This window comes from Arthrobacter sp. C9C5 (genome assembly GCF_013359735.1).
Lineage (GTDB): Bacteria > Actinomycetota > Actinomycetes > Actinomycetales > Micrococcaceae > Arthrobacter.
The window spans coordinates 31,988-53,218 of sequence record NZ_JABFMX010000017.1; the positions used below are offsets into that span (position 1 = coordinate 31,988).

Below are 21,231 nucleotides of genomic sequence, written 5' to 3' on the forward strand. Positions count from 1 at the left end.
TTGAGAAAGATTTCGTACGCGGATGCTGTGTCTTCGCAGCCTGAAAACCTTCGGCGTTCACTCTCCGGCCAGCTGGAGGTCCTTGCCGGCCTCGACCAGCGCTGGCTGCCCGGTGAAACTGTGGGCGTCGTCGCCATGGGGGCTTCCACCCATTCAGGCCAAGCGCTTTTGACCGCACTCGGCCAAGCAGGTCTCCGGGGAGTGAACATCACGGCATCGGACCTGGCACTTATGCGTGAAGGGTTTGAGCCTGCCGACCACTACGTGGTGGTCTCCGAATCGGGACTCAGTCCTGAACCGATCAGCGCCGCGGAAAAACTGGCCCCCGGCCGCAGGATTGGCATCACGAATGTTCCCGATGCGCCGCTTTCCGCAGTGGTGGACCATGTCCTTCCCCTTGGCGGATTCGATGATTCGGCTGTCTACACCATCGGGTACACGGCTACGCTGCTGGCCTATTCCCGACTGCTGCGCGCACTTACAGCTGGCGATGAAGGCCAGCCGGGATTCTTCGACAGCGAACGCATTCCGGCGCTGGTGTCCGAGGTCCTCGCCAACTACTCCGGTGCCGGGCCGAAGGCCGCCGAACACCTGCGCGAGGCACGGACGGTGGATTTTGTGGGCCGCGGGTACTCCTTGGCATCGGCGGGGGAAGGGGCCCTGATGTTCCGCGAAGCCCTTCAACTACCAACGGCATCTTTCGATACCTACCAGTACCTGCACGGCCCCATGGAACCCTTGGGACCCTCTTCCGGGCTGGTGATCTTCGGTGACGGACGGGAACTTTCCCTGGCAGACTCCGTCCTCGACGCCGGCGTCAAGGTCGTCTTGATTACGGCGGCGCCAGGGGAGGCCATCGCCCGGCCTCAACACCCCAACCTGATGGTCGTCGAGATTCCGACTGAAGCAACGGACTTCGCCCGCGCTATTGTCGAAGCAGTTATCGTGCACCTTATTGTCGGTGCCGTCGCGGAAAACGCTGGCCTGGCCATCCAAGGCTTCCGGTACCACCAGGACGATACGAAGCTGCAACCCGTCAACCGGACCGCTTAGGACAGATCGGAAAGTGTCGAAAGCCAACGGGAGCACCGCAACCACAAGTACGGTCTCCAAAGTCAACCGCACGGCCATCATTGAGACCCTCAAAGCCCATGGTCCGCTCTCGCGCGCCGGGATAGGTGAGCTTACGGGGCTAAGCCCGGCAACGGTCAACCGGTTGACCGGGAGCCTTATCAAGGAGCGCCTGGTCGAGGTCGAGGGCCAGAAGGAATCGACTGGCGGCCGCCCTCCCCTCATCATCCGCTACACGGGACGGGCCAGACTCGTGGCGGCAATCCAGCTGGCCACCGACAAAGCGACCGGAATCCTAGTGGACTTCGACGGCGAAGTGGTGGAACGTCACCAAGCGGAGTTTGGAAGTGAGGAAGTGGGCGGTGCTAGCGCGGAAGGCGGCGCCGGGGGAGCGCGCCTGACCGTGACGCTCGGACTTCTCGATGCCTTGCTCGCTGCCGCCGAGGCACAAGGCAGGCCATGCCTCGGCGTCGGCGTCTCAGTCCCCGGCGTGGTGAGCGGGCCTGACGGCATCGTTAACAGCATCCCGGAACTAGGGTGGTCCAACCTGCCGTTGGGAAAGATCCTACGGGAGCGGACAAGTGTTCCGGTCTTCCTGGAAAACGATGCAAATGCCATGGCCTACGGCGAACTCCAACGCGGTGCGGGGCAGCACACCTCCAACTTGGTGGCACTGCTGCTGGGCAACGGCCTGGGTGCCGGTATTGTGACCGACGGCGTACTGCACCGCGGTGCGCGGTCCGCCGCCGGTGAAGTCGGCTACATGCTGATGGAACGGTCCTCGCTCCGGCGTTCGTACGGTGAGCTTGGCGACCTGGAAGACAGAGTGGGCTCCCAGGCGCTGACCCGCGAGGCCAGGAAAAAGGGCATCAACGTTCCCGCGGGCACACTTCTTACGGCCCATGACATCCTCCTGCTTGCGGCTCAAGGGTCCGAACCTGCGGCGAGCGAATTGGCGGACGGGATCCTGGACATGATCTCCATGGCGATTGCAGCCATGGCGATCATCCTCGATCCCGAAGTGATCGTGGTGGGCAGTGGCCTTGCCACTAACTCAGACCTAATCATTCCGGGCATACGGGAGCGCCTGGAGGGGAGAATCCTCGAGGTGCCCCATCTGGTGCCGCCCGCCTTGGGCGCCGACGCCGTGATCATGGGCGCCGCTGAACTGGCCATGAACTCCGTGAGCGGTTTGACCTACTTGGCACACCACGGCGGGTAATTCGCCCGGAACCACAATCTTAGCGAGGCGCAATACTGTGCAAATCATTCTGTGCAAATCAACCCATGATGTAGGCCGTCGCGCCGCGGACATCATTGAGGCCCGGCTCCGGCAAGGGCCAACCGTGTTGGGACTGGCCACAGGCGGCTCTCCCGCCCTCACCTACCAGGAGCTGATTCGTCGGCACCGCGAAGAAGGCCTGAGTTTTAGCCGGGTCAGCGCATTTACGCTCGACGAATACGCAGGGTTGCCGCCCGCCCATGTCCAGTCCTACTACTCCACAATCCGGAGAGAATTTGTGGACCACGTGGATATGCCGCTGGAGCGGCTCTACACGCCTCAGGGCGACGCCGCTGATTTGAACGACGAAGCCGCCCGGTATGACCGCGCCATCAGTGCCGCCGGCGGAGTGGATGTACAGGTACTCGGTATCGGCACGAATGGGCACATCGGGTTCAACGAGCCGACATCATCACTTCAGTCCCGGACGCGGGTCAAAATGCTGGCAAGCCGGACACGCGCCGACAACGCGCGTTTCTTCGAGGACGAGGCAGAAGACGTACCCCGTTTGTGCCTGACACAGGGCCTGGGAACCATAGGGGAGGCGCGGCAAGTGGTGCTCGTGGCCCTTGGAAGCAACAAGGCGGCGGCCGTCCGGGCCATGGTTGAAGGCCCCATCAGTGCTTTCTGTCCGGCATCGGCCCTCCAACTGCATCCCCATGCCACGGTGGTGCTGGATCCTGCGGCAGCGGCGGACCTGGCGTTAGCCGACTACTACCGTGAGGCGCAGGAGCTGCACGAACAACTGTTGTGAGCGGGGCGGCGCTGCGCCAGGTGTTGGCGGAGCTTGACGGGGTGTAGAGCCCGCGGACCGTATGTGTGAAATCGACCGTGTTGCCCTTGGCGGCGGCACCAATGGCCTGCCCTTGTCGTCAACCAGAGCGTAAATCTTGGTACTCAGCCCGCCGCGGGAACGGCCAATCGCATAGTACTCCGGTTCATCAAACAGATTCATGTAGTTCGTCCGGGCCCCCTGCGGCGCGCGGCAGGTTGGTGCCGGGCTGGTGGGCGCGGTTCACCGTCGAGTCCACCGAAATCGACCAATCCACTTCATGTCATCCCCTGCCGGACGGTGCAAGCTTCTAACGGCAGATTAGGGCGCCGGTATGACATTAACCGGGGCCTAACCGAGGGCATATTGACACCTCCGATGCCCCGGATTAGCTTCAGCCTTAACGAGGCGATTCGCCCCTTCTCCACTACTTAGGCACAGGTTTTCCCGGTGCCGCGCGCCGAGCCTCCAACAATGGATGCGGCGGGTGTGCGGGCCATGCCGGGCCACATGCCTGGGGAGCCAATTCGGTCTCTCGCCTACAAGGAGCAGGAAACGTCGGACGGTATTGGACTGATAGAGCTGTTTTACAGGGACGTCGTGGAGAGCGGAAATCTTGCCCTCATTGATGAGCTGGCGACGGACAGTTATGTCGATCACGAGGAAGGCCTCCCCGGGCAGCCGTCCGGCAAGGATGGCGTGAAATTCTTCGTGAACACCATGCGGTCGGCCTTCCCGGACATCAAGGTCAAAGCGATTGAGCCCTCGATGACCGCCGGCAATATGGAAGCCTGCCACGTGATCCTGACCGGGACCCACCGTGGCGAGATGGCCGGCATCCCGGCAACGGGCAAGAGCGTCGAGTTCGACTGCACGGACATCATCCGTGTTGAGGACGGCAAGGTGGCAGAGCATTGGGGCACCACCGACAACCTGGCCCTCATGCAGCAGGTCGGCGCGGTGGCCGTGGGCTGAGCGGCACCCACCCGCGACGGCGGCCGGAACGACCGCCGTGGGGATCAGAAAGCAGGGCTGCCCACGTTCCTGGCGTGGACAGCCATTTTCACGCTTTTCTGCCCGCTGGCCCAGCCGTTAGTCGGCCGAGATCGCATTCAGGTCACGGACGGCATGGCGCAGGTACAAGGCCGAGGCCTAAGAGACGTCGTTCAGCGGTTCCAAAGTCCGGACCGGTACTCACGTATGAGCTCCATCTCGAGTTCCAAGGCCTCCACTCGAGTCTCGACAGTTTTCCACCGGACTTCGAGGCCAGCGTTATCAAGTGCTGAGCGCGCCGCCTTGGTCGCGCGCATGGCGGTGCCGCTAAGCGCCTCATCGAGTCGAGCCTGGAGCCACTTCGAATCTTCCAAAGCGCGGTCGAAAGCGTGCTCGCCAAGCCCAGATGCGGCTCCCTTGCCGCTTGCGTATATGGCCAGACGACCACGGAGGCCGTTGCCCTTCCGTTCGCCGGCCATGCCGATGTAGACGGGGCCACGCTCAGGCTCTCTTGCGAGCCTGCACACATAGACACCCGGGAAGCGCGGTGCTACTGCCAATGCGTCCTGTAAGGGGATCCATTCCGACCAGACGCGATGGGGGAGATGGGCCGGCGACGGAGCCTGCCGACTTCGAGGAACAGCCTTCTCCGGGACTGCAGGCGAAGGGCGCCGTGCAAGTGATTCCGTTTTTGGGGTCAGGATGCGGCCGCGGTTTTGGGCCAGTTGCTCGACGTAGCTTTGCTGGAGGAACCAGTTGCCTCCCTTTTGCGGAGGGATTTGTCGCGCCCCAGCAGGACGCTCGTCACGGAGCCTCTGCCTAAGGGTCTTGGCGCTCATACCTAGAATGGCGGCAGCAACTTCGGCGCTAACAGCGTAGTCGTCCATGTACATATCTTGTCGCGAAGGTTCGGCTCGGAGAGGTAGGTGCGGCGGCCGTTTCGGGCTGCCAGGGACGGGAACCTGGGGTGAGCACTTCCGGACGACGACGGCACGCGCCGCCATCGTGAACACAATAGGCTGTCACGTTCCTGACGTGGACAGCCTCTTGCACCCCCTTTCCTTCCCGCCGGCCGCAGCCGTTAGCCCGCCTCGATCGCATCGAGGTCCCGGACGGCGTAGCGGAGGTGTTCCCATTCCTCGTTGAGGATGGTGTGCAGGCAGGAGCGGACGGTCACGGGTAGTTCGGGCGCCCACGGATTTCGGCGGGCCGCGGAGAGGTCCTCCGCGGTGACAGTGGCGAGGTAGTCCCGCACCCTGGCTGCCCTCTCAGCCCGGACCTCAAGCACTTCGGCGTAGGACGGTGCGACGTCCGAGAAGACAGCCGGATCGTATCCGTCGGTCTCGTACTCTGCGTTGGGCTGGCCGATGGGGTGGTACGGCTGTTCCAGCTCGAGGATTCCCCGGCCCAGCCAGGTGTCCGTGGCCATGATCAGGTGGCGCAGCGTCTGGGCGAAGGACCACTCGCCGTCCACCGAGATATCAACGGTGCCGGGCGGCAGCGCCTCGGCCCGCTCGAGCGTCGTCTGCCAGGTCCGCTCCAGCACGGCCCAGGCGGCACGGAGCCCATCCGGGTCGCCGGCGCGCCTTTCGACCCGGCCGGGAAAGCGGCGGTTGAGTTCGGCCTCGACGAAGGGGACGACATCGACGCCGTTGACGTACAGCGTGCTACCGGTTTCGAGCAGCCACGGTGCATCGATGTCCGCCCCGGCCGCGTCGACCGCACGCATCACCGCGCCGGAGAGGTCGGACCGGAGGAACCGGGCGCCCCGCAGGTTCACGTCGGTGAATTGTGCGCCCCGGAGGTCGTCGGACTGGGTGAAAGCTGCCATGCCAGCACTCTGCCACGGCTTTGTCGGTCGCGCAGTACCTTGGCGGGTTCCTCGGCTGCAGCCGGCCGTCCTCGAACGCTTTGGGGATACCGATAACCCATTTTCTGCAGGACCAGGTCGGTCCATAATGGCCACATAAGCTTCGGGGACCCCTCGCGCCGGCGATGATGTAGCGCGGCATCGGAGAGTCCCAGGTGGCTGCCCCGGCTAGGCGCGAGGGGCGGTCACGGCTCCGGACCATGATTCCGGGGACCGAAACCGGGGGGAGTAACGCCATCACTGCGGTCATCGACGCACTGAAGGGAATCATCATGTTCAAGGATTCAAACATCATGGCTGTCCTCCCCGCGAAGGACATCAACAGGGCGAAGGAGTTCTACCGGGACAAGCTGGGCATCGAACCCTCCGAATCGATGGAGGAGGGCAGCGTGATGTACAGCTGCGGCCAAGGAACCCGCTTCCTCGTTTACCAAACGGACAATGCGGGGACGGCCAAGAACACCCAGATGGGCTGGGAAACGGACAACCTGGAACGCGAGATGGAGGAACTGCGAGGCCGCGGCGTCGTCTTTGAAGAGTACGACTTTCCCGGCCTGAAGACGGAGAACGGCATTGCCACGGCGTCCTGGGGGAAGGGAGCCTGGTTCCTGGACAGCGAGGGCAACATCCTCAACATCGCCCAGCGTTCGTAGTAGGAGGCTGACACCGATCAGGGGCTCATAACATCGCTACCCCCGGCAACGGAGCCGGAGCGGACCGGGTCCCGCCCTCAAGGCGGGAGCCGGTTTCGAGCCTGACGTCGCCCCTGGACAGGGCATCCGGCGCGTCCAGAACAGCAGCGTTCGCAGCAGCGGCTACCCGCACGCTAGTTAGTGTCGGGTTTCCTGCCCCGCAGGTGTCGGTGGTGCAGTTCGTAGCTGTCGAACACGTCAGAAGAGGTGGTTCCGGAATGGCCGAACTTGCCGCGAAGAACGTCCGCGAGTCCATCGAGCGCGGCGTGGAGCATCCGTCCGGCGAACTGGAGTTCAGGGTTGTCGCTGCGTTGGGCCTGGGATGCCAGTTCTTGGGCGTAGGCGACTGTGGCCGGCAAGGAGCCGCGCTGCTCGACTTCACGGAAATAATAGGTTTCATGGAACGCAAGCAGATCGATGCTCACCAGAGCTACGTTTCCGGCCATTGACTCCAGCAGCCCGGCGGCATGCGTGGGTTCCACGGACAGTACACCTGCAGGACCTGCGGCCTCCCTGAACAAGTTCAGCTCGTGAGCAAGGGCCCGGCGGCGGTTAAGCGCCGGGTACATCTGCAGGATCCAGGTAACCGTTGCTGTCAGCAAACCGAAACCGGTGACGGCCTGAAGTGCCACCACCAGCCTGAGCAGCGAATGCGTAGCCACGATATCGCCAAACCCCACGGTGGAAAGAGTGACCAAGGAGATGTAGAGGGCTTCGGCGAAGTCGGCCCGCAAGGGAACCCCGGCTCCGTAAACAAAACCGTCCGTCAGATGCGGCAAGTAGAGCAGGGCCCAGCCGATGGCCGCGAGGCCCGCCCAGGCGCCAATGACAGCCGCCATGGCCAACGGCGCTGCGATGAAGGAGCCCCGGCCCCGCAGTTTTCGGGATACTAGCCAGAACCCGCGCATGATCGCCCGGCCCACAGGACCGGAACCGTGGGGATAAAGCAGCGTTCGAAAGACGTCAACGAGCATCAGCAGAACCAGCCCGGCCCCTAAAACCGTCCAGAGCGTATCCGCAAAGTCCATGCCTCATCTTATGGGCCCATCGCGACGGCGTGACGGCCCGGTCGGGTGGACCGGGAGCCAGGGAGCGGGTGAGCTCCAGCCAAACCGTCTCCGCGATCTGCCCGGAAGACTGCCCGGCGTCGATGATGACAAAGGAGGGGAAATCGTCGAGCTCCCTATAGCCCTTGTCGAAGGCCGCCAGGCTCTCCAGGTCCTCGGTGTCGGTGCCCCGCTTGGCGATTCTGCTCAAGGCAAGGTCAGCCGGCACGGCGAAGTAGAACACAGCGTCCGGGGCGGGAAGCAACCGCAGCAGCCAGGGCAGGAAACGTCCCGGGCCCAGGCCCCTCACCCGCTTCAATGCCAACTGGCAGTAAAGGTACCGGTCCATGATCACGATGCCGGAAAAACATCTGGCCCGTAGATGGGAAAGCAGGACGTTGGCGCAGCGGATGGTCGTTTCGGCAGCGTCTAGCAATCCGGCCGGAACGCTCAGGCCGAGACGGCTGGACCATGCGGTCATTTTGCTCCGCCCGCAGGGATTCTTCGCTACGGTCGCGCGCCGTCCGGAGCCCACCAGCCGTTGGGCAAGCAGTCGCGCCGCCGTGGATTTGCCTGCGCCGTCGATGCCGGCAAGCACAACCACCACGGCAGGGCGGGTCCCGGACAGCCGCCGCGACGGGGATGCTTCGGTGGAGGTGGCAGCCAGGGGAACGTTCATGGGGACCTGATTCCAGTCAGTTATTGAACCAACTGGAGGTCTCTCCCGGCCGAAATGATCGGCTCTGCCCGCCGGAGTGTACTGGGACACCCGTATTGACGACGGACCGGATCTGGGGATACTCCCCTCCGTATGTAACTAGTGAAGCACGGTTCACCTGCTGAGGGAAAGAGAGCGTGCCGGCCCGGCCCGGCCCGGCCTCGGGGCAGTACGACGGTTGCGTCAGCCCCTCGGCGCCCTCAGCCAGTCAGTATCCAGGCAGCGTTGTTCGGTTGCAGCCAGCCCTCCTGCTCCAGCGGCTGGGCGCTGAAGATCACCGTGCCCGCAGGAAGCTGCACCGGCTCGGCACCCATGGCGACAGCGATGAGGAAGTGTTCGTTTCGTTCGCAGACCAGCAGCTCGCCGGCCTCGACACGCCAGGTGCCGCCGTCGTCCGCGGTGAAGACCTCGTTCTTCCACAGCTTCCGGCGCAGCGCTAACGCCGCTTTGGTCAGGTTCAGGACGGACTCGGCGTCCCGCTCCTGCCGTTCGACGGCGTACCTGCCCCAGCCTGCGGGGAGCGGCAACCAGGGCTCGGAGGGTGGCCCTTCAGCGGTGCCGAGTGCGAAGCCGTGGTGCAGCGCTGGATCCTCGGTCCATGGCAGCGGCACCCGAGCGCCGTCGCGGCAGACGCCGCCGCGGGCCCACATGGGATCCACCCGGGCCTCGAGCGGCACGTCGACCTCGGGCAGCCCGAGCTCTTGACCCTGGTAGAGATACGCCGGGCCGGGCAGGCCCAGCAGGGCCACTAGCGCGGCGCGGGCCCGCATCGCACCGACGTCGCCGCCGCCGAACCGGGTGGCCGTGCGGACAATGTCGTGGTTCTCCAGCGCCCACGTCGGCGTCGCACCGTGCAACAGGCGGGCGGCTTCGAGTTCGTTACCGACGGCTGCCCATGACTCCGGGTCCCAGCCGAGCTTCACGAAAGCGAAGGCGAAGGCCTGGTGCATCTCGCCCGCGCGGGTGTAGCGGGCCGCGCGGGCCGGTTCCAGGTTGACCTCGCCCACCAGCAGGCGGTGCGGCTCATAATTCTCGGCCAGGGTGCGCCAGCGGCGGTACACCTCATGGACTTCCTCCTGGTCGGAGACCTGCGGGTTGGACCGCAGCCCGTCCACTACGCCGCCTGTCGACGGGGAATCCGGCAGGCCCTCGGCCTTGAACAGGGCGTGCGCAACGTCGATGCGGAGGCCGTCCACGCCCTTGTCGAACCAGAACTTCAGCACGCCCTCGAAGTACTCGCCGATGGCGGGGTTGCGCCAGTTCCAGTCCGGCTGGCCGGCGGAGAAGAGGTGCAGGTACCAGTCGTTGTCCGTCGCGGACGCAGGGTTGGCCCGGCTCCAGGCCGGGCCGCCGAAGACGCTCTGCCAGTTGTTCGGGGGAGTGTCGGCGTCGGGGCCGGCCACAAAGTGGAACATCTCCCGCTCCGGCGAGCCCGGGCCGGCCGCGAGGGCCGCCTGGAACAGCGGGTGCTCGGAGGAGCAGTGGTTGGGGACGACGTCGAGCAGGACCTTCAGGCCCAGAGCGTGCGCCTGTTCCAGCAGCGACTCGAACTGCTCCAGCGTCCCGAACAGCGGGTCCACGCCGCAGTAGTCGCTCACGTCGTAGCCCTGGTCCACCTGTGGGGAAGGCTGGAACGGGGTCATCCAGATGCCGTCGACGCCGAGCGAGGCGATGTACGGCAGCCGCGCGGTGAGCCCGGCGAGGTCGCCCACGCCGTCGCCGTCGCCGTCCGCGAAGGAGCGCGGGTACACCTGGTAAATGACCGCGGACTGCCACCATGCGGCCGGCGCCAGGGCCGCTTCCTCCGGCACGCTCATAGGTTGGCGCCCGCGGAGACGTTCGTGTCAGGTCGGTGCCGGAGAAAGAAATCCATATCGGCAACCGTACGGTCGGCCACGCGAGCGGACAACTTGCTGGCAGGGAATGGAGCCGCGCCCGATCCGCCGGTGCGGCACGGTCCGTGCCTCATGGGGGAGGAGGTGGTGCGCCTTCCGCCGGCAAATTCGTGGCGCCCGGTCCGTCGAACGATGCGCTCGTGCTGCTCTGGGGCACCACCACGTGGACGGCGTTGCGCTGGACGGTGAAATCGGTGGGCGTTGTGGTGGCGATCTCGCCGTCAAGGTTCACCGGCAGCGGCTGGTCGGTGACCACCCGGACCCGCCGGGTGGTCAGGTGGTACACCCGGTCGTGTTTGATGAAACTGCCGTCCTTGAGCAGCCGGGCAATGCTCACGTGCTCCCGCAGGGGACCCGCCAGGATGGCGTAAATGTCAAGGGTGTGGTCATCGATCCCTGCGGTGGGGGAGACCGTGTTGCCGCCGCCGTAATGCCGGCCGTTGCCGACCGCCAGCTGAAGCAGATCCTCGAGCTCCAGCGGCTCGTGGTCGCCGTCCGGGAACTCGAGGCGGGCCCGGAACGGCTTGTGCCGGGCATAGGCCCGAAGCGTGGCGATGCTGTAGGCCAGCGGCCCGACGAACCGCTTCAGGCGGGGGCTCAGCGCCTCGGTAACCGCCACCGAGAGGCCCACGGATGCGACGTTGAGGAACGGCTCACCGTTGGCCCGGCCGAGGTCGATGTCCACCACCTTGCCTTCGGCGACGACGGCGCACGCCTCGGCAAGATTATTCGGTATCTCCAGAGTGCGGGCGAAGTCGTTGGCGGTGCCCAGGGGAAGAACGCCGAGCACAACGTTGGTGCCGGCAACCCGGCCGGCGGCGTAGGAGACCGTCCCGTCGCCGCCGCCGACAACCACGAGGTCGTGCCCGTCCGCAAGCACCCGGTCAAGGGTCCCGGCCAGGTCTGTCCCTGACTGCACGAGGTGAACGGCGGAGATCGGCACGCCGGCCTTACGCATCGCGTCCACAGCAAGTTCGTGCGACCCCGCCCGGCGAGACCCAGCGTTGATCACAACGGCGGCAGAGCGTGCGTCCCGGACAGTCTTCATTCACAACATGGTAGGACGCGGACCTGTGTACTCCGTTAGCCGGCCACCGCCGCCTTCGCGGCCCGCGAGGCTTCCATCCACTCGCTCAGCCACGGGGCCCGGACGCTGGAGGTGATCCGGCAGTCGGCCACGAAGGTTCCCCTGGCGCCGGCGTCGATCCAGTCGGTGAGCGCGGAAAGGTCCTCCAGCGAGCGGATGATCGCCGATTCGGCACCGAGGGCCCGGGCGACGCCGCTGAAGTCCACCTCGGGGATCAGCATCGGCTTTTCGGTCAGGCCTTGGGATCCGTACTGGTGGATTTCGGCTCCGTAGGCGGCGTCGTTGTAGATCACGACGACGGCGCTGCGGGCGGCGCCGATCAGCGATTCGAGGTCGGACAGGCCCATCAGGAAGCCGCCGTCGCCGGATGCCAGCACCAGGGTGCGGTCCTCCTCCACTGCGCGGGCTGCCCCGACGGCGCTGGCCAGGCCCAGTCCGATGGTCTGGTAGGCGGTCCCCACCATGACCAGGTCCTGTGGCCGCGGAATGCGCCAGTACATGGGTGCCCAGCCGACGAAGTGCCCGCCGTCCTGGACCACCGTGCGGCGCTCGGGCAGCACCGCGTCCAGGGCCTTAGCGAGCGAGCGCGGGTCCAGCCGGCCGTCCGGGGTCTCCGCTGCGCCGGGGTGGTGGGCCGGTTCCTCGGCCAGGCGTTTGCGGGCTTCCGCGCGCCAGGCTCCGGAGGGTGCGGCGACCGGCGCGGCCGGGTCATCCAGCAGCGCCAGGAGGCGTTCCGCAGCGCACTTCACGTCCCCGCTGACGAACGTGTCCACCCGGGGGTGCGTCGGCTGCAGGGCGGCGTCGATCTGGATGACCGTGCTGTCGGGGCCGAGCAGGTGGCCGAACCGCATGGTGAAGGGGCTCAGGCTCGCGCCCGCCACGAGGATGACGTCGGCCTCGCCCATGAGCCCGGCCGCGGTGTCAGTGCCGAAGCCGCCCGCGACGCCGAGGTATCCGTCGCCCTCAAGGAGGTTGAGCGCCAGCGCGGTTCCGGCGGTCAGCGCGCCGAGGCGGTCGGCGAGTTGCCGGAGCTCCCGGCCGGCGCCGGCCAGATGTGCGCCGCGGCCGGCGAGGACGAGCGGCCGCCTCGCCCCGGCGAGGAGGCGGGCCACCTGCTCCAGGCCGCCGTCGACGTCGACGTCGTCATTTTCGGCTGGCGCCAGCGGCGCCGGAAGCTCTTCATCGGCCGCTTCGAGGGCGGCGAGGTCGTACGGGATGGCAATCACGACGGCGGTGCGCTTGGTGAGTGCGAACTCCACCGCCTGCTGCGTGATGGAACCAGCGGCCTCCCGGGTGACGGTGAAGGTGGCGGCGCCCAGGCCCGCGGCGATGGCCGTCTGGTCCACGTCCTGGGGGCGGGCGCCGGTGGTGGGGGCGTCCCCGGTGACCAGCACGACGGGGATCTGCGCCTGCACGGACTCGGCCAGGGCGGTGAGCGCGTTGGTGTAGCCGGGGCCGTAGGTGGTGGTGCCCGCCGCGAGGCGTCCCGACGTCCGGTAGTAGGCGTCGGCCGCGGCGATGGCGGCGCCCTCGTGCCGGACGGCGGTGAAGCGGAGGCCCAGCTGCTCGGCGGCGTCCAGAAAGTGGACGTTGCCGTTGCCCATGACCCCGAAGAGGTCGGTGAGGTAGCTGCCGAGAACCTGCGCTACGCGGCCCGAGACGGTGAGAGTAGTCATGCGGAAAGCATGTGGGTTGGGTCACGAATCGGCAATAGCGTCGATTTTGACTGGGACTTTTGGCAGTCAGGGACCAGTTGAAGTGAAAATTTGCCCACTCGGCGCGGGTGGGCCAGGAGCCTTACTCGGCGGGGCGCGACTCCTGCTCCGAGAGCCGGGCCAGCAGGCCGTCGTAGCGCGGGGGCAGGAGCTCCAGCACGGAAATGGCGGTGCTGGTCCGCTGGATGCCGTCGATTTCCAGGATCTGGTTGGTGATGCGGTAGAGGTCGGCCGTGCCGCGGGCCACCACCTTGGCCATGAGGTCCGCATCCCCGGTGGTGGCGTGCACCTCGATCACCTCGGGGATCGCGGCGAGCCCGTCTTCCACCGCCCCGGTCCGCGTCTGGCTGATGGACAGGGAAAGGAAGGCCATGAGCTCGTAGCCCAGCGCGGCGGGGTCCAGCCTGCGGCTGAAGGACCGGAGGGCGCCGCTGCGCTCCAGCCGCGCCAGCCGGGCATGGACGGTGTTCCGGGCGACGTTCAGCGTCCGCGAGAGGGCCAGGGCGCTGGCTTCGGGGTCCTTGTCCATCGCCAGGATGATCCGGCCGTCGAGTGAATCCAGGGTGCGGGGGGTTGGGTTGGTCATATTTTCACCGCAGTCAGTTGAAGTTGAGCAGAAGTTCCAATGGCATGAGGGTATCTTGCATTGTGTGGCGGGTCACAATCATGATCGGTCCTCATGACCCCTGATCAGCTCCTGACCGCGCCGGCCCCAGCACTTCCCGCACTTCGGGGCGCGGTGGCCGGCCTTCCGTCTTACGTCCCGGGACGGCGGAGTGCCGGCCTGGACATTGCGGCCCTCGCCAGCAACGAAAGCCACTACGAGCCCCTCCCCGCGGCCGCCGCAGCGGTGACCGAAGCGGCCGGCACCATGAACCGCTACCCGGACAGCGCCGCCGTCGAACTCCGCGAACGGCTCGCACGGCACCTGGGCGTCACCGCCGGGGAAATCGCGGTGGGACCCGGCAGCGTGGGGGTCCTCCAGCAGATCATCACCGGACTGTGCGACGCCGGCGATGAAGTGATCTTCGCGTGGCGCTCCTTCGAGGCGTACCCCATCCTGGTTGAGCTGGCCGGCGCCCGGCCGGTCCGCATCCCGCTGGACGACGCCGAGGGCCACGACCTGGAGGCCATGGCCGCGGCCGTCACCGACCGCACCAAGGTGATCCTGCTCTGCACCCCCAACAACCCCACCGGCGTGCCGATCAGCCACGAGCGCATCGAGGCGTTCCTGCGGTCCGTCCGTTCCGACATCCTCGTGGTGGTCGACGAGGCCTACGTGGAATACGCCGACGCCGGCAGCGGCCCCGATTCCCTGACGCTCTACCGCCGGTACCCCAACGTCTGCATCCTGCGCACCTTCTCGAAGGCCTACGGGCTCGCCGGCCTGCGCGTGGGCTACGCCGTGGCCGCGCCCGCCATCGCCGAGGGACTGCGCCGCACCGCCCTTCCCTTCTCGGTGAGCGCGCTTGCCCAGAAGGCTGCGATCGCGTCGCTGGACGCCGGGGACGAGATGGAATCCCGGGTGGCCGCCGTCAAGCAGGAGCGCGCTCGGATGGCCGCGGAGCTGGAAGCGCAGGGCTGGAAGCTGCAGCCAGGCCAGGGCAACTTCCTGTGGATCCGTGCCGATGACACCCTCCGGGCAACGCTGGTGGACGCATTCGACCGCGCCGACATCCTGGTGCGCGGGTACCAGGACGACGGCGTTCGCATCACCGTGGCCGACCCCGCCGCCAACGACCGCGTGCTTCGGCTCCTGGCAGCCCACGCAGGCTGACAACTGACTTACCCCACCCCCTAACTCCGTTCCGCCTACAACCAGAGGAATCTCCATGGAACAACAGACAAAGACGTCTGCCCGCGCGCTCGGCGCGGCCCTAAAACCCCGGCAGCTGACCATGATGGGCCTGGGCAGCGCCATCGGCGCGGGCCTGTTCATCGGCTCCGGCGCCGGCATCCAGGCAGCCGGCCCCGCCGTGCTGATCTCCTACCTCGTCGCCGGCACCCTGATCATCCTGGTGATGTGGGCGCTCGGCGAAATGGCCGCAGCCAACCCGGACAGCGGCGCCTTCTCCGTCTACACCGCCAAGGCCTACGGGCCAGTGGCCGGCGCCACCGTCGGCTGGCTGTGGTGGATCCAGCTGGTCGTGGTCATCGCGGCCGAGGCGCTCGGTGCCGCCGGCCTGCTGGCCACCATCTTCCCGGCCCTGCCGGTGTGGCTGATGGCGTTTGTTTTCATCGTGGTGCTCACGGCCGTGAACCTGACCAGCGTGAAGAACTTCGGCGAGTTCGAGTTCTGGTTCGCCCTGCTCAAGGTGGCGGCGATCATCGGGTTCTTGCTGGTGGGCTTCGCGCTGCTCTTCGGCTGGCTGCCGGGCGTGCAGTCGCCGGGCCTGTCCAACTTCATGGGGGAGGGCTTCGCGCCCAGCGGCTTCGCCGGGATCGCGACGGCGCTGTTCGTGGTCGCCTTCGCGTTCGGCGGCACCGAGATTGTGTCCGTGGCTGCCGCCGAGACGGCCGAGCCTGCCCGCAGCGTGAAGCAGGCAGTCCGGACGGTGCTGTGGCGCATCCTGGTGTTCTACATCGGCGCCATCTTCATTATTGCGGCCGTGGTCCCCGTGGGATCGGCCGGGCTGAAGAGCCCGTTCGCCGCGGTGTTGGACGCCGCCGGCATGCCCGGTGCCGCCACTGCCATCACCCTGGTGGCCGTCGCCGCGCTGCTCTCGGCCCTGAACGCCAACCTCTACGGCGCGTCACGAATGGCGTACTCCCTCGCGGAGCGCGGCGAAGCGCCCCGCCTGCTCGCCTCGGTGTCCAAGGCCCGGGTCCCGGTGGTTGCCGTCCTGGCCAGCGTCGCCTTCGGCATCGTGACGGTGGTGCTGGAGCTGGCCTTCCCGGAGATGGTCCTTCCCGTCCTGCTCAACATCGTGGGTTCGACCTGCCTGCTGGTCTGGACGTCCGCCCTGCTGGCCCAGCTGGCCCTGCGGCTCCGCGCCGACCGTGCGGGCACGGAGCTGCCCCTGCGGATGCCCGGCTTCCCGGGGCTCACGGTGTTTGGCCTGGTGATCCTCGCAGCGATCTTCACGGTCGGCTTCATCGGCGAGGATTCCCGCCCCCAGCTCCTGAGCACGTTCACCCTCGTGGCACTGCTGGCAGTGGCGAACTGGATGAATCAGCGGAACCGGAAGGTTGCGCCGGTTGAAGAATCCTCCGAGCGTGCCAAGGAGCCGGCGCTGGTCGACTAACCAAGGGGATGCCGACCCACCTCGCGGGTTCGGCGTACGCGGAGGGCGCGTCCGGTCTGACCGGGCGCGCCCTTCCGAGCTGGCATGTAGAGCACGTATCGGCCGGGTGATGGGTTGGGTCGTGTTTTTCCGGACCGCCAGTCCGTTGGAAAAGTGTCAGGCGGCGTTTGGGGCGGCGTGAAACAGCGGCAGGGTACCGTCGCCCGCGCATCGGTTTCGCAGTGGGTACAGATTCTCCACAGACAACGCGGAGCTGAGTGCCGTTTTTTGGGGCGACTTTGAGATACCGGTGCGCCACTCTAAGCTCTCGAAGAGATGTCCGGCCGAGGGGGAACAACATGACGACACCAGTAAGTGTGAAGTACGAGACTAGGTCTGTGAAGACGGTTCGCGGCATCGAAGCCCGGACTAGAGCCAAGCTGGAGAAAGAGGGCTGGGAATTCGTCTCCCAGACCCAGGGGACCCTGCGATCTGAGCTGAACTTCCGGCGCCCCAAGCCCGAGACCCCGTGGAAACTCATCGGGATCGGCGGGGGCGTGCTCGCACTCCTTGTCATCGTGCCGCTCATCATCAATGCGTTCGGGGGCGGGGATAGCTCAGCCAGCGGGGCAAAGATCTTGCCGTCGGCATCTCCGTCCCAGATTGCGCCAACTGCAGCAAGCACGCCATCGGCCGAGCCAGCGCCTGCCGCCCCTGTGGCCACGGCTATCACCGTTGATGAGTTGCTGGACAAGCTCAACTCCGCACAGATGGGTGGAATCAAGGTTGGAGACCGGTTTCGGCTAACCGGCGAACTGTTCATGTCGAAGCTCTGGATGACCGGGGCGACCGGAGAATACAACGTATTGCTGAAGGCCCAAGGGGGAGACCAGGACCTGTCCGTGTTTGTTGATGAGTCACTTGCATCAGGGTGGCGGGACGGAACAAAGGTCCAAATGGTTGTGGAAATGGGCGAAGCTACGATCAACGGTGAGACTACGGATGGTTGGCTAAGGGCTCTTTCTGCGAAGGCGGTCCCGTAGCCGATGCACCGGCATCCGCAGTAGACGCCGACGTCGACACGATACGGTGCAGCCACCCCCTGGCGTCGCGCAGGAAATGCGCATTGCGTTGCCTCGAAGCGTTGAACTCCACATGAGCCGGCATATCTTCACCGGTTCGATGGCAGGCAGTGAAGGTCCGGCAACCGACGGGCAGCAATGGGGTTGCACACTCAGCTTCAGCTTCCGACAGCAGCGGGCTGCCACGCCTCGGCGCGAGCGAGTGCCGCTTTCAAGTCCCGCCCGCCAGCGCTCTCCAGCAGTCCAGAATCCCCTACCACAACGAGCAGGCTTCGGGCCCGGGACAGGCCCACGTATAGTTGCTCTGCGGCGCGCTCCATGTCCTTGAACCCGTTGACGCACAGAACCACGGCCGAGCGTTCCAAGCCTTTGAACCCAAGAACGTGGCCATAGAAGACGTCATTGTTCGCGTGGAAGTCCAGCCAGTACTCGGCGATGGACCCGGCGTCGAAGCGCTCCTGGTGAACCGGATGCCGGGATTTGGTCGTGAGCAGGGCTATCTGGTTGTTGCTCCAGCCTTCATCCATGAGCGCCTCGACGCATTCGTCGGCCGCGTCGAGGGCGTCCTCGGTGTCGCATTCAACGCGCCGGACAGGCAGGCCGGTGCCGCCGCGAGGCGTGAAGTGTTCGCCTGCGAAGGACCGGAATGTTTCGGCGATCTTCCGGGTGTTGCGCAGGTTTTCATCGATGTGGATCGGTACCAAGTCCGACGTCGGATGCTGGCCGTCGGCGCCGGTCCCGCCCCACCGTTGGTAGACGTCCTGCCGGTCATCCATGAACGCATACACCTCACCGGCGCCCGGATTTTTGGTGCAGGCGAGCAGCGACTCCCACCACAATGGTGCGAAGTCTTGTGCTTCATCGACGACGACGGCGTCCAGCCTTTGGTGCTGTTCCATGCTGTCCGCCAGCTCCTTGAGGAGGCGCGGCATCTCCTCCTCAAAGTAGTCGGTACCGGTGCCGTCCGGGACTCCGAGGGCGCGGACATACTCGTGGAACTCCCCGGTGAAGACTGGTTTTGCCTGCCGCCACCCGGAGACCTGCTGCTGCAGGTACTGGCTCAGCCCCTTGTTGTAGCAGAAGAGGCCGACCCGCTTGCCTTCCTTACAGAGGAGACGTGCTTTTTCGAGGGCGAGCCAGGTCTTGCCGCTGCCGGCTCCGCCGGTGAAACGGACGCGGGGAAGCGAACGGGTTGCGCGCAGGAGTACTGATTGCCGAATGGTGAGGTGGTCCTGGGCGTCTTCGGTTTCGTGGGGGTCGGGGACTCGCGCGGACCCGGCGTCGAGATCGCCGCCGAGCTTCCGCACGATGCGGTCCAGGAAGGCCGGGGTCAGAGTGGTGGCCCCGCTGCCTTCACGCTCGATGGCTTGCTGCACCTTGTCTCTTAGTGAATCAGTGTCCGCCCGGTCCAGTATCAGCGAGCGGGGACACCCTGCCATGGCCCAGTCCTGCGGCACGTCCGTGTAGGGGAGACTGACCAGATATGCGAAGCGGCTGCTGAGCCGGGATCCCAGCTGGTTCTCCAGCCAATTCTTGATCGCATGCATCGACGCCTGCGACTGGACCACAGGGCTATGGATGTTGTGCCCGCCGGTCTTGTCGGACTGGTACCACTGTCCGTTCTCGACGCCGACCCTTCCGCCTTTGACCTCGATGGCGGCCATCCCGACGCCGGGCCAGAGCACAAGGATGTCGATCTCGTGCTCTGCGCGTCCGTCCCTGATTTGGACGGAGTGGGCAAGGACGACGTCGTCAGGCAGCTGGGCCTGCAGTGCTGCCCATATGGCACTCTCGGCAGCGCGGCCGTCACCAAAGTCCGGTTCTTCCGGAATGCACCTCACTGTTGCCCCCCCCAATCCCATGAACCGGCTTCCCGGTATTCGCTGATCCCACGGTAACCGGGCGCAGCGAACTTGCATTGGCGACACGAACTGCGTGGCTCGAGCCAATGGTCAGTGTGGACGGAGGCACTAGCTGTTTCGACGACGTTCTCTGCGGGAGGGACGCGTGCCATAGCTCGACTCCGGACCGTTGACACCTAGATGAGGCGACGGGTGCCGATGTTGGGCGACAAACCTTCAGGCTGGTATGAACAATAGATCCCACACAGCTGAGCACGAGATCTCGTTGGGCCGGCCGCCTCGGGTGCGTGGGTGTAAACGGCGGCCGGCCAATAGGAGTGATTGTCGGTCACGGAGGTGGCCATCATGTTCAGGAAGATATCTAGCTCCCGCCCGGCAACGGCGAGACAGCAGGTGCCCCTTGACCCCCGCGGAGAGAGAGCGTTTCGATTGCTGTTGTACCCAAGGTGGTCGTCACGGGTGAGCAAAATCTTGTCAGGCTGGCTGCAGGGGTCCGTGCAGTTTTAGCAGCCGATTCCAAAAGTCGGATCCAAGTGCCGACTATGGACGTTGTCAGCGGTTACCCCACCTTGAAGTCCTCGAAAACACTGTTGCTGCGCGGTCTAGGGCGGACGCTTGAACGCTAGATGCCCTCAGAGAGGCAGTGGACCTCCGGGAGGCGGTCCCGGAGAAGCCGAAAGGCTACGGAAAGCTGATCGCGGCCTACCGCATGGGCGATTGTCTGAAGCGAGGCGCCCGTCCAGAACAAATCGTGTACGTCATCGATGTCCCGATGGGTCCAAGCTCGCCGCCATTTTGGTGCGTTTTCATCTTCAAGTGGACCCAGCGGCTTCAAGATGAGGTTGGTCAACGCGATTACGACTGAACGACTCGTCGTACCAAAATGACGAGCGAGGTCGGCGATCTCCATGTCTTCATTGTCGGCGTAGAGGTGAAGCAACCGAGTGAGCTCATTTGAAGACCAGCTGCGGTTGTCGTCTGAGTCGTTGCTTGGATCGGCACGGCCGACGACAGCACTCGCGGAAGGCGTGTCATCCACGACGTGTTGCGGAATAACTATCGCCAGAGCCGGGCCAGGCTCGGAAGGCTCGAGACTTTTGGGGATACCGCCAGTCTGGAGTGTCTCGGGGACGGGGGATTCGCTAAGGGACGGCACGGACAACCCAACTGCATGTTTCTCGCTTAAGCCGCTCATATCCGGGGGAGGGACAGGGCCCATGGGCACCCGAGCGATGTGATTCGCGAAAAGCTGGAACGCTACTTCGAACTGGTCCCGCTGCATGTTGCGGGCGATGTCGGGCAGACTCACGTCGCTCGAGTAGTAGTAATCAAGGATCCTGAGCTCTCCGGTGCTCCAAGCGGTCTGGAACTTCGGCGCGGTCGGATCGACCATCCGACCGATAGGTTCGAGAAGCTGGCGGCTCAGCTCGTAGACCACAGCGCGGCCGGTCACACCGCAGGTCCGGGATAAAACTGCGATCGAATCCCCCTTTCTGTAGCCGGCCAACAATCGCTGCCCTTGCTCGGCACTCCACGCTCGAGTTTGATCAGGGTCTGCCGGTGCCCGTGGCACGTCGACAGAAGGACTCGGGAAGGGGCCCACTTCTCCCGTCGGTTGTTGTGCGGTCGGCCTGTTTTCAGCCACCGTTGGACGGTCTTGCGTTTCCGGAGCCGCCACTGTGCCAACTCTGACCTGCGTGGGCCCTTGGCTTTCCTCGAACGCACCCTCAATTCCTGGATGATGGGCGAGTGCAGCCGTGTGAGCATCCGAGACGCCGTGGCTTTTGTCTGACGCCTTGTTTCGGCGCATTATCCAGACGATGAAGAGGCAGACGACGGAAATCGCCCCCAGTACGACAGCCCATTGAAATGTCACTTCGGTCCCCTAATCCATGTGCGGCTGAGTAGTGCTGCACAATGAT

The 21,231-nt window shown here is 65.5% G+C and carries 18 protein-coding genes and 1 pseudogene; 8 read left to right on the forward strand and 11 right to left on the reverse strand.

All coding sequences use genetic code 11. From position 1 onward, the window contains the following. The 3 genes from HNO80_RS13700 to nagB are packed head-to-tail and all read left to right on the forward strand — an operon-like array spanning window position 1 to window position 3,107. Entirely contained in the window at window positions 1–1,053 is a 1,053-nt protein-coding gene (locus HNO80_RS13700) for an SIS domain-containing protein (RefSeq protein ID WP_175323403.1), read from the forward strand. A 13-nt stretch (window positions 1,054–1,066) separates the two neighbouring features. After that, window positions 1,067–2,293 (forward strand): ROK family transcriptional regulator, encoded by a 1,227-nt coding sequence (locus HNO80_RS13705; RefSeq protein ID WP_175323404.1) that lies wholly within the window; start codon window positions 1,067–1,069, stop codon window positions 2,291–2,293. A 37-nt stretch (window positions 2,294–2,330) separates the two neighbouring features. Continuing rightward, window positions 2,331–3,107: a glucosamine-6-phosphate deaminase gene (gene nagB / locus HNO80_RS13710; RefSeq protein ID WP_175323405.1), complete on the forward strand. Its 777-nt coding sequence runs from the start codon at window positions 2,331–2,333 to the stop codon at window positions 3,105–3,107. Window positions 3,108–3,203: 96 nt separating this feature from the next. Here the strand turns inward: nagB and HNO80_RS17995 are convergent. Continuing rightward, window positions 3,204–3,402: pseudogene (locus HNO80_RS17995) on the reverse strand (IS5/IS1182 family transposase); the annotation flags it as partial. 197 nt (window positions 3,403–3,599) lie between these two features. Here HNO80_RS17995 and HNO80_RS13715 point away from each other — a divergent pair. Then, window positions 3,600–4,100 (forward strand): ester cyclase, encoded by a 501-nt coding sequence (locus HNO80_RS13715; RefSeq protein WP_249777346.1) that lies wholly within the window; start codon window positions 3,600–3,602, stop codon window positions 4,098–4,100. A gap of 191 nt (window positions 4,101–4,291) precedes the next feature. Here HNO80_RS13715 and HNO80_RS17795 read toward each other — a convergent pair whose 3' ends face one another. Beyond that, entirely contained in the window at window positions 4,292–5,005 is a 714-nt protein-coding gene (locus HNO80_RS17795; protein ID WP_217500930.1) for a hypothetical protein, read from the reverse strand. Between the two features lie 194 nt (window positions 5,006–5,199). Continuing rightward, window positions 5,200–5,949 carry a DinB family protein gene (locus tag HNO80_RS13725; RefSeq protein WP_175323406.1) on the reverse strand — a complete coding sequence of 250 codons (750 nt, stop codon included), beginning with the start codon at window positions 5,947–5,949 and terminating at the stop codon, window positions 5,200–5,202. 311 nt (window positions 5,950–6,260) lie between these two features. Here HNO80_RS13725 and HNO80_RS13730 point away from each other — a divergent pair, with 311 nt between their 5' ends. Next, window positions 6,261–6,641, forward strand: coding sequence for a VOC family protein (locus tag HNO80_RS13730; RefSeq protein ID WP_175323407.1), 381 nt, complete (start codon window positions 6,261–6,263; stop codon window positions 6,639–6,641). Between the two features lie 173 nt (window positions 6,642–6,814). Here the strand turns inward: HNO80_RS13730 and HNO80_RS13735 are convergent, their stop codons facing one another. The 6 genes from HNO80_RS13735 to HNO80_RS13760 form a co-directional block, all read right to left on the reverse strand. Continuing rightward, window positions 6,815–7,708: a potassium channel family protein gene (locus tag HNO80_RS13735; RefSeq protein WP_175323408.1), complete on the reverse strand. Its 894-nt coding sequence runs from the start codon at window positions 7,706–7,708 to the stop codon at window positions 6,815–6,817. Beyond that, window positions 7,644–8,405, reverse strand: coding sequence for a dTMP kinase (locus tag HNO80_RS13740; protein ID WP_217500931.1), 762 nt, complete (start codon window positions 8,403–8,405; stop codon window positions 7,644–7,646). The genes HNO80_RS13735 and HNO80_RS13740 overlap by 65 nt, the downstream gene beginning before the upstream one ends. A 239-nt stretch (window positions 8,406–8,644) precedes the next feature. Continuing rightward, window positions 8,645–10,261, reverse strand: a complete 1,617-nt coding sequence (locus HNO80_RS13745; protein ID WP_175323410.1) for an alpha-amylase family glycosyl hydrolase — start codon at window positions 10,259–10,261, stop codon at window positions 8,645–8,647. A gap of 148 nt (window positions 10,262–10,409) precedes the next feature. Beyond that, window positions 10,410–11,387, reverse strand: a complete 978-nt coding sequence (locus tag HNO80_RS13750) for a lipid kinase (RefSeq protein ID WP_175323411.1) — start codon at window positions 11,385–11,387, stop codon at window positions 10,410–10,412. A gap of 35 nt (window positions 11,388–11,422) precedes the next feature. Further along, window positions 11,423–13,102 (reverse strand): thiamine pyrophosphate-binding protein, encoded by a 1,680-nt coding sequence (locus HNO80_RS13755; protein WP_175323412.1) that lies wholly within the window; start codon window positions 13,100–13,102, stop codon window positions 11,423–11,425. Between the two features lie 121 nt (window positions 13,103–13,223). Next, the gene (locus tag HNO80_RS13760) at window positions 13,224–13,727 is read right to left on the reverse strand and encodes an Lrp/AsnC family transcriptional regulator (RefSeq protein ID WP_175323413.1); all 504 of its coding nucleotides are present in this window, start codon (window positions 13,725–13,727) and stop codon (window positions 13,224–13,226) included. 93 nt (window positions 13,728–13,820) lie between these two features. Here HNO80_RS13760 and hisC point away from each other — a divergent pair, with 93 nt between their 5' ends. The 3 genes from hisC (at window position 13,821) to HNO80_RS13775 (ending at window position 17,408) form a co-directional block, all read left to right on the forward strand. After that, on the forward strand, window positions 13,821–14,918 hold the full coding sequence (gene hisC / locus HNO80_RS13765; RefSeq protein WP_175323414.1) for a histidinol-phosphate transaminase: 1,098 nt from the start codon (window positions 13,821–13,823) through the stop codon (window positions 14,916–14,918). 55 nt (window positions 14,919–14,973) lie between these two features. After that, window positions 14,974–16,386 carry an amino acid permease gene (locus HNO80_RS13770; protein WP_175323415.1) on the forward strand — a complete coding sequence of 471 codons (1,413 nt, stop codon included), beginning with the start codon at window positions 14,974–14,976 and terminating at the stop codon, window positions 16,384–16,386. A 338-nt stretch (window positions 16,387–16,724) separates the two neighbouring features. Continuing rightward, window positions 16,725–17,408, forward strand: coding sequence for a hypothetical protein (locus tag HNO80_RS13775; RefSeq protein WP_175323416.1), 684 nt, complete (start codon window positions 16,725–16,727; stop codon window positions 17,406–17,408). A gap of 197 nt (window positions 17,409–17,605) precedes the next feature. Here the strand turns inward: HNO80_RS13775 and HNO80_RS13780 are convergent, their stop codons facing one another. Together HNO80_RS13780 and HNO80_RS13785 are read right to left on the reverse strand one after the other, a co-directional pair. Continuing rightward, window positions 17,606–19,288 (reverse strand): nuclease-related domain-containing DEAD/DEAH box helicase, encoded by a 1,683-nt coding sequence (locus HNO80_RS13780; protein WP_175323417.1) that lies wholly within the window; start codon window positions 19,286–19,288, stop codon window positions 17,606–17,608. Between the two features lie 643 nt (window positions 19,289–19,931). Continuing rightward, window positions 19,932–21,185, reverse strand: coding sequence for a hypothetical protein (locus HNO80_RS13785; RefSeq protein ID WP_175323418.1), 1,254 nt, complete (start codon window positions 21,183–21,185; stop codon window positions 19,932–19,934). Between the last annotated feature and the right edge of the window lie 46 nt (window positions 21,186–21,231).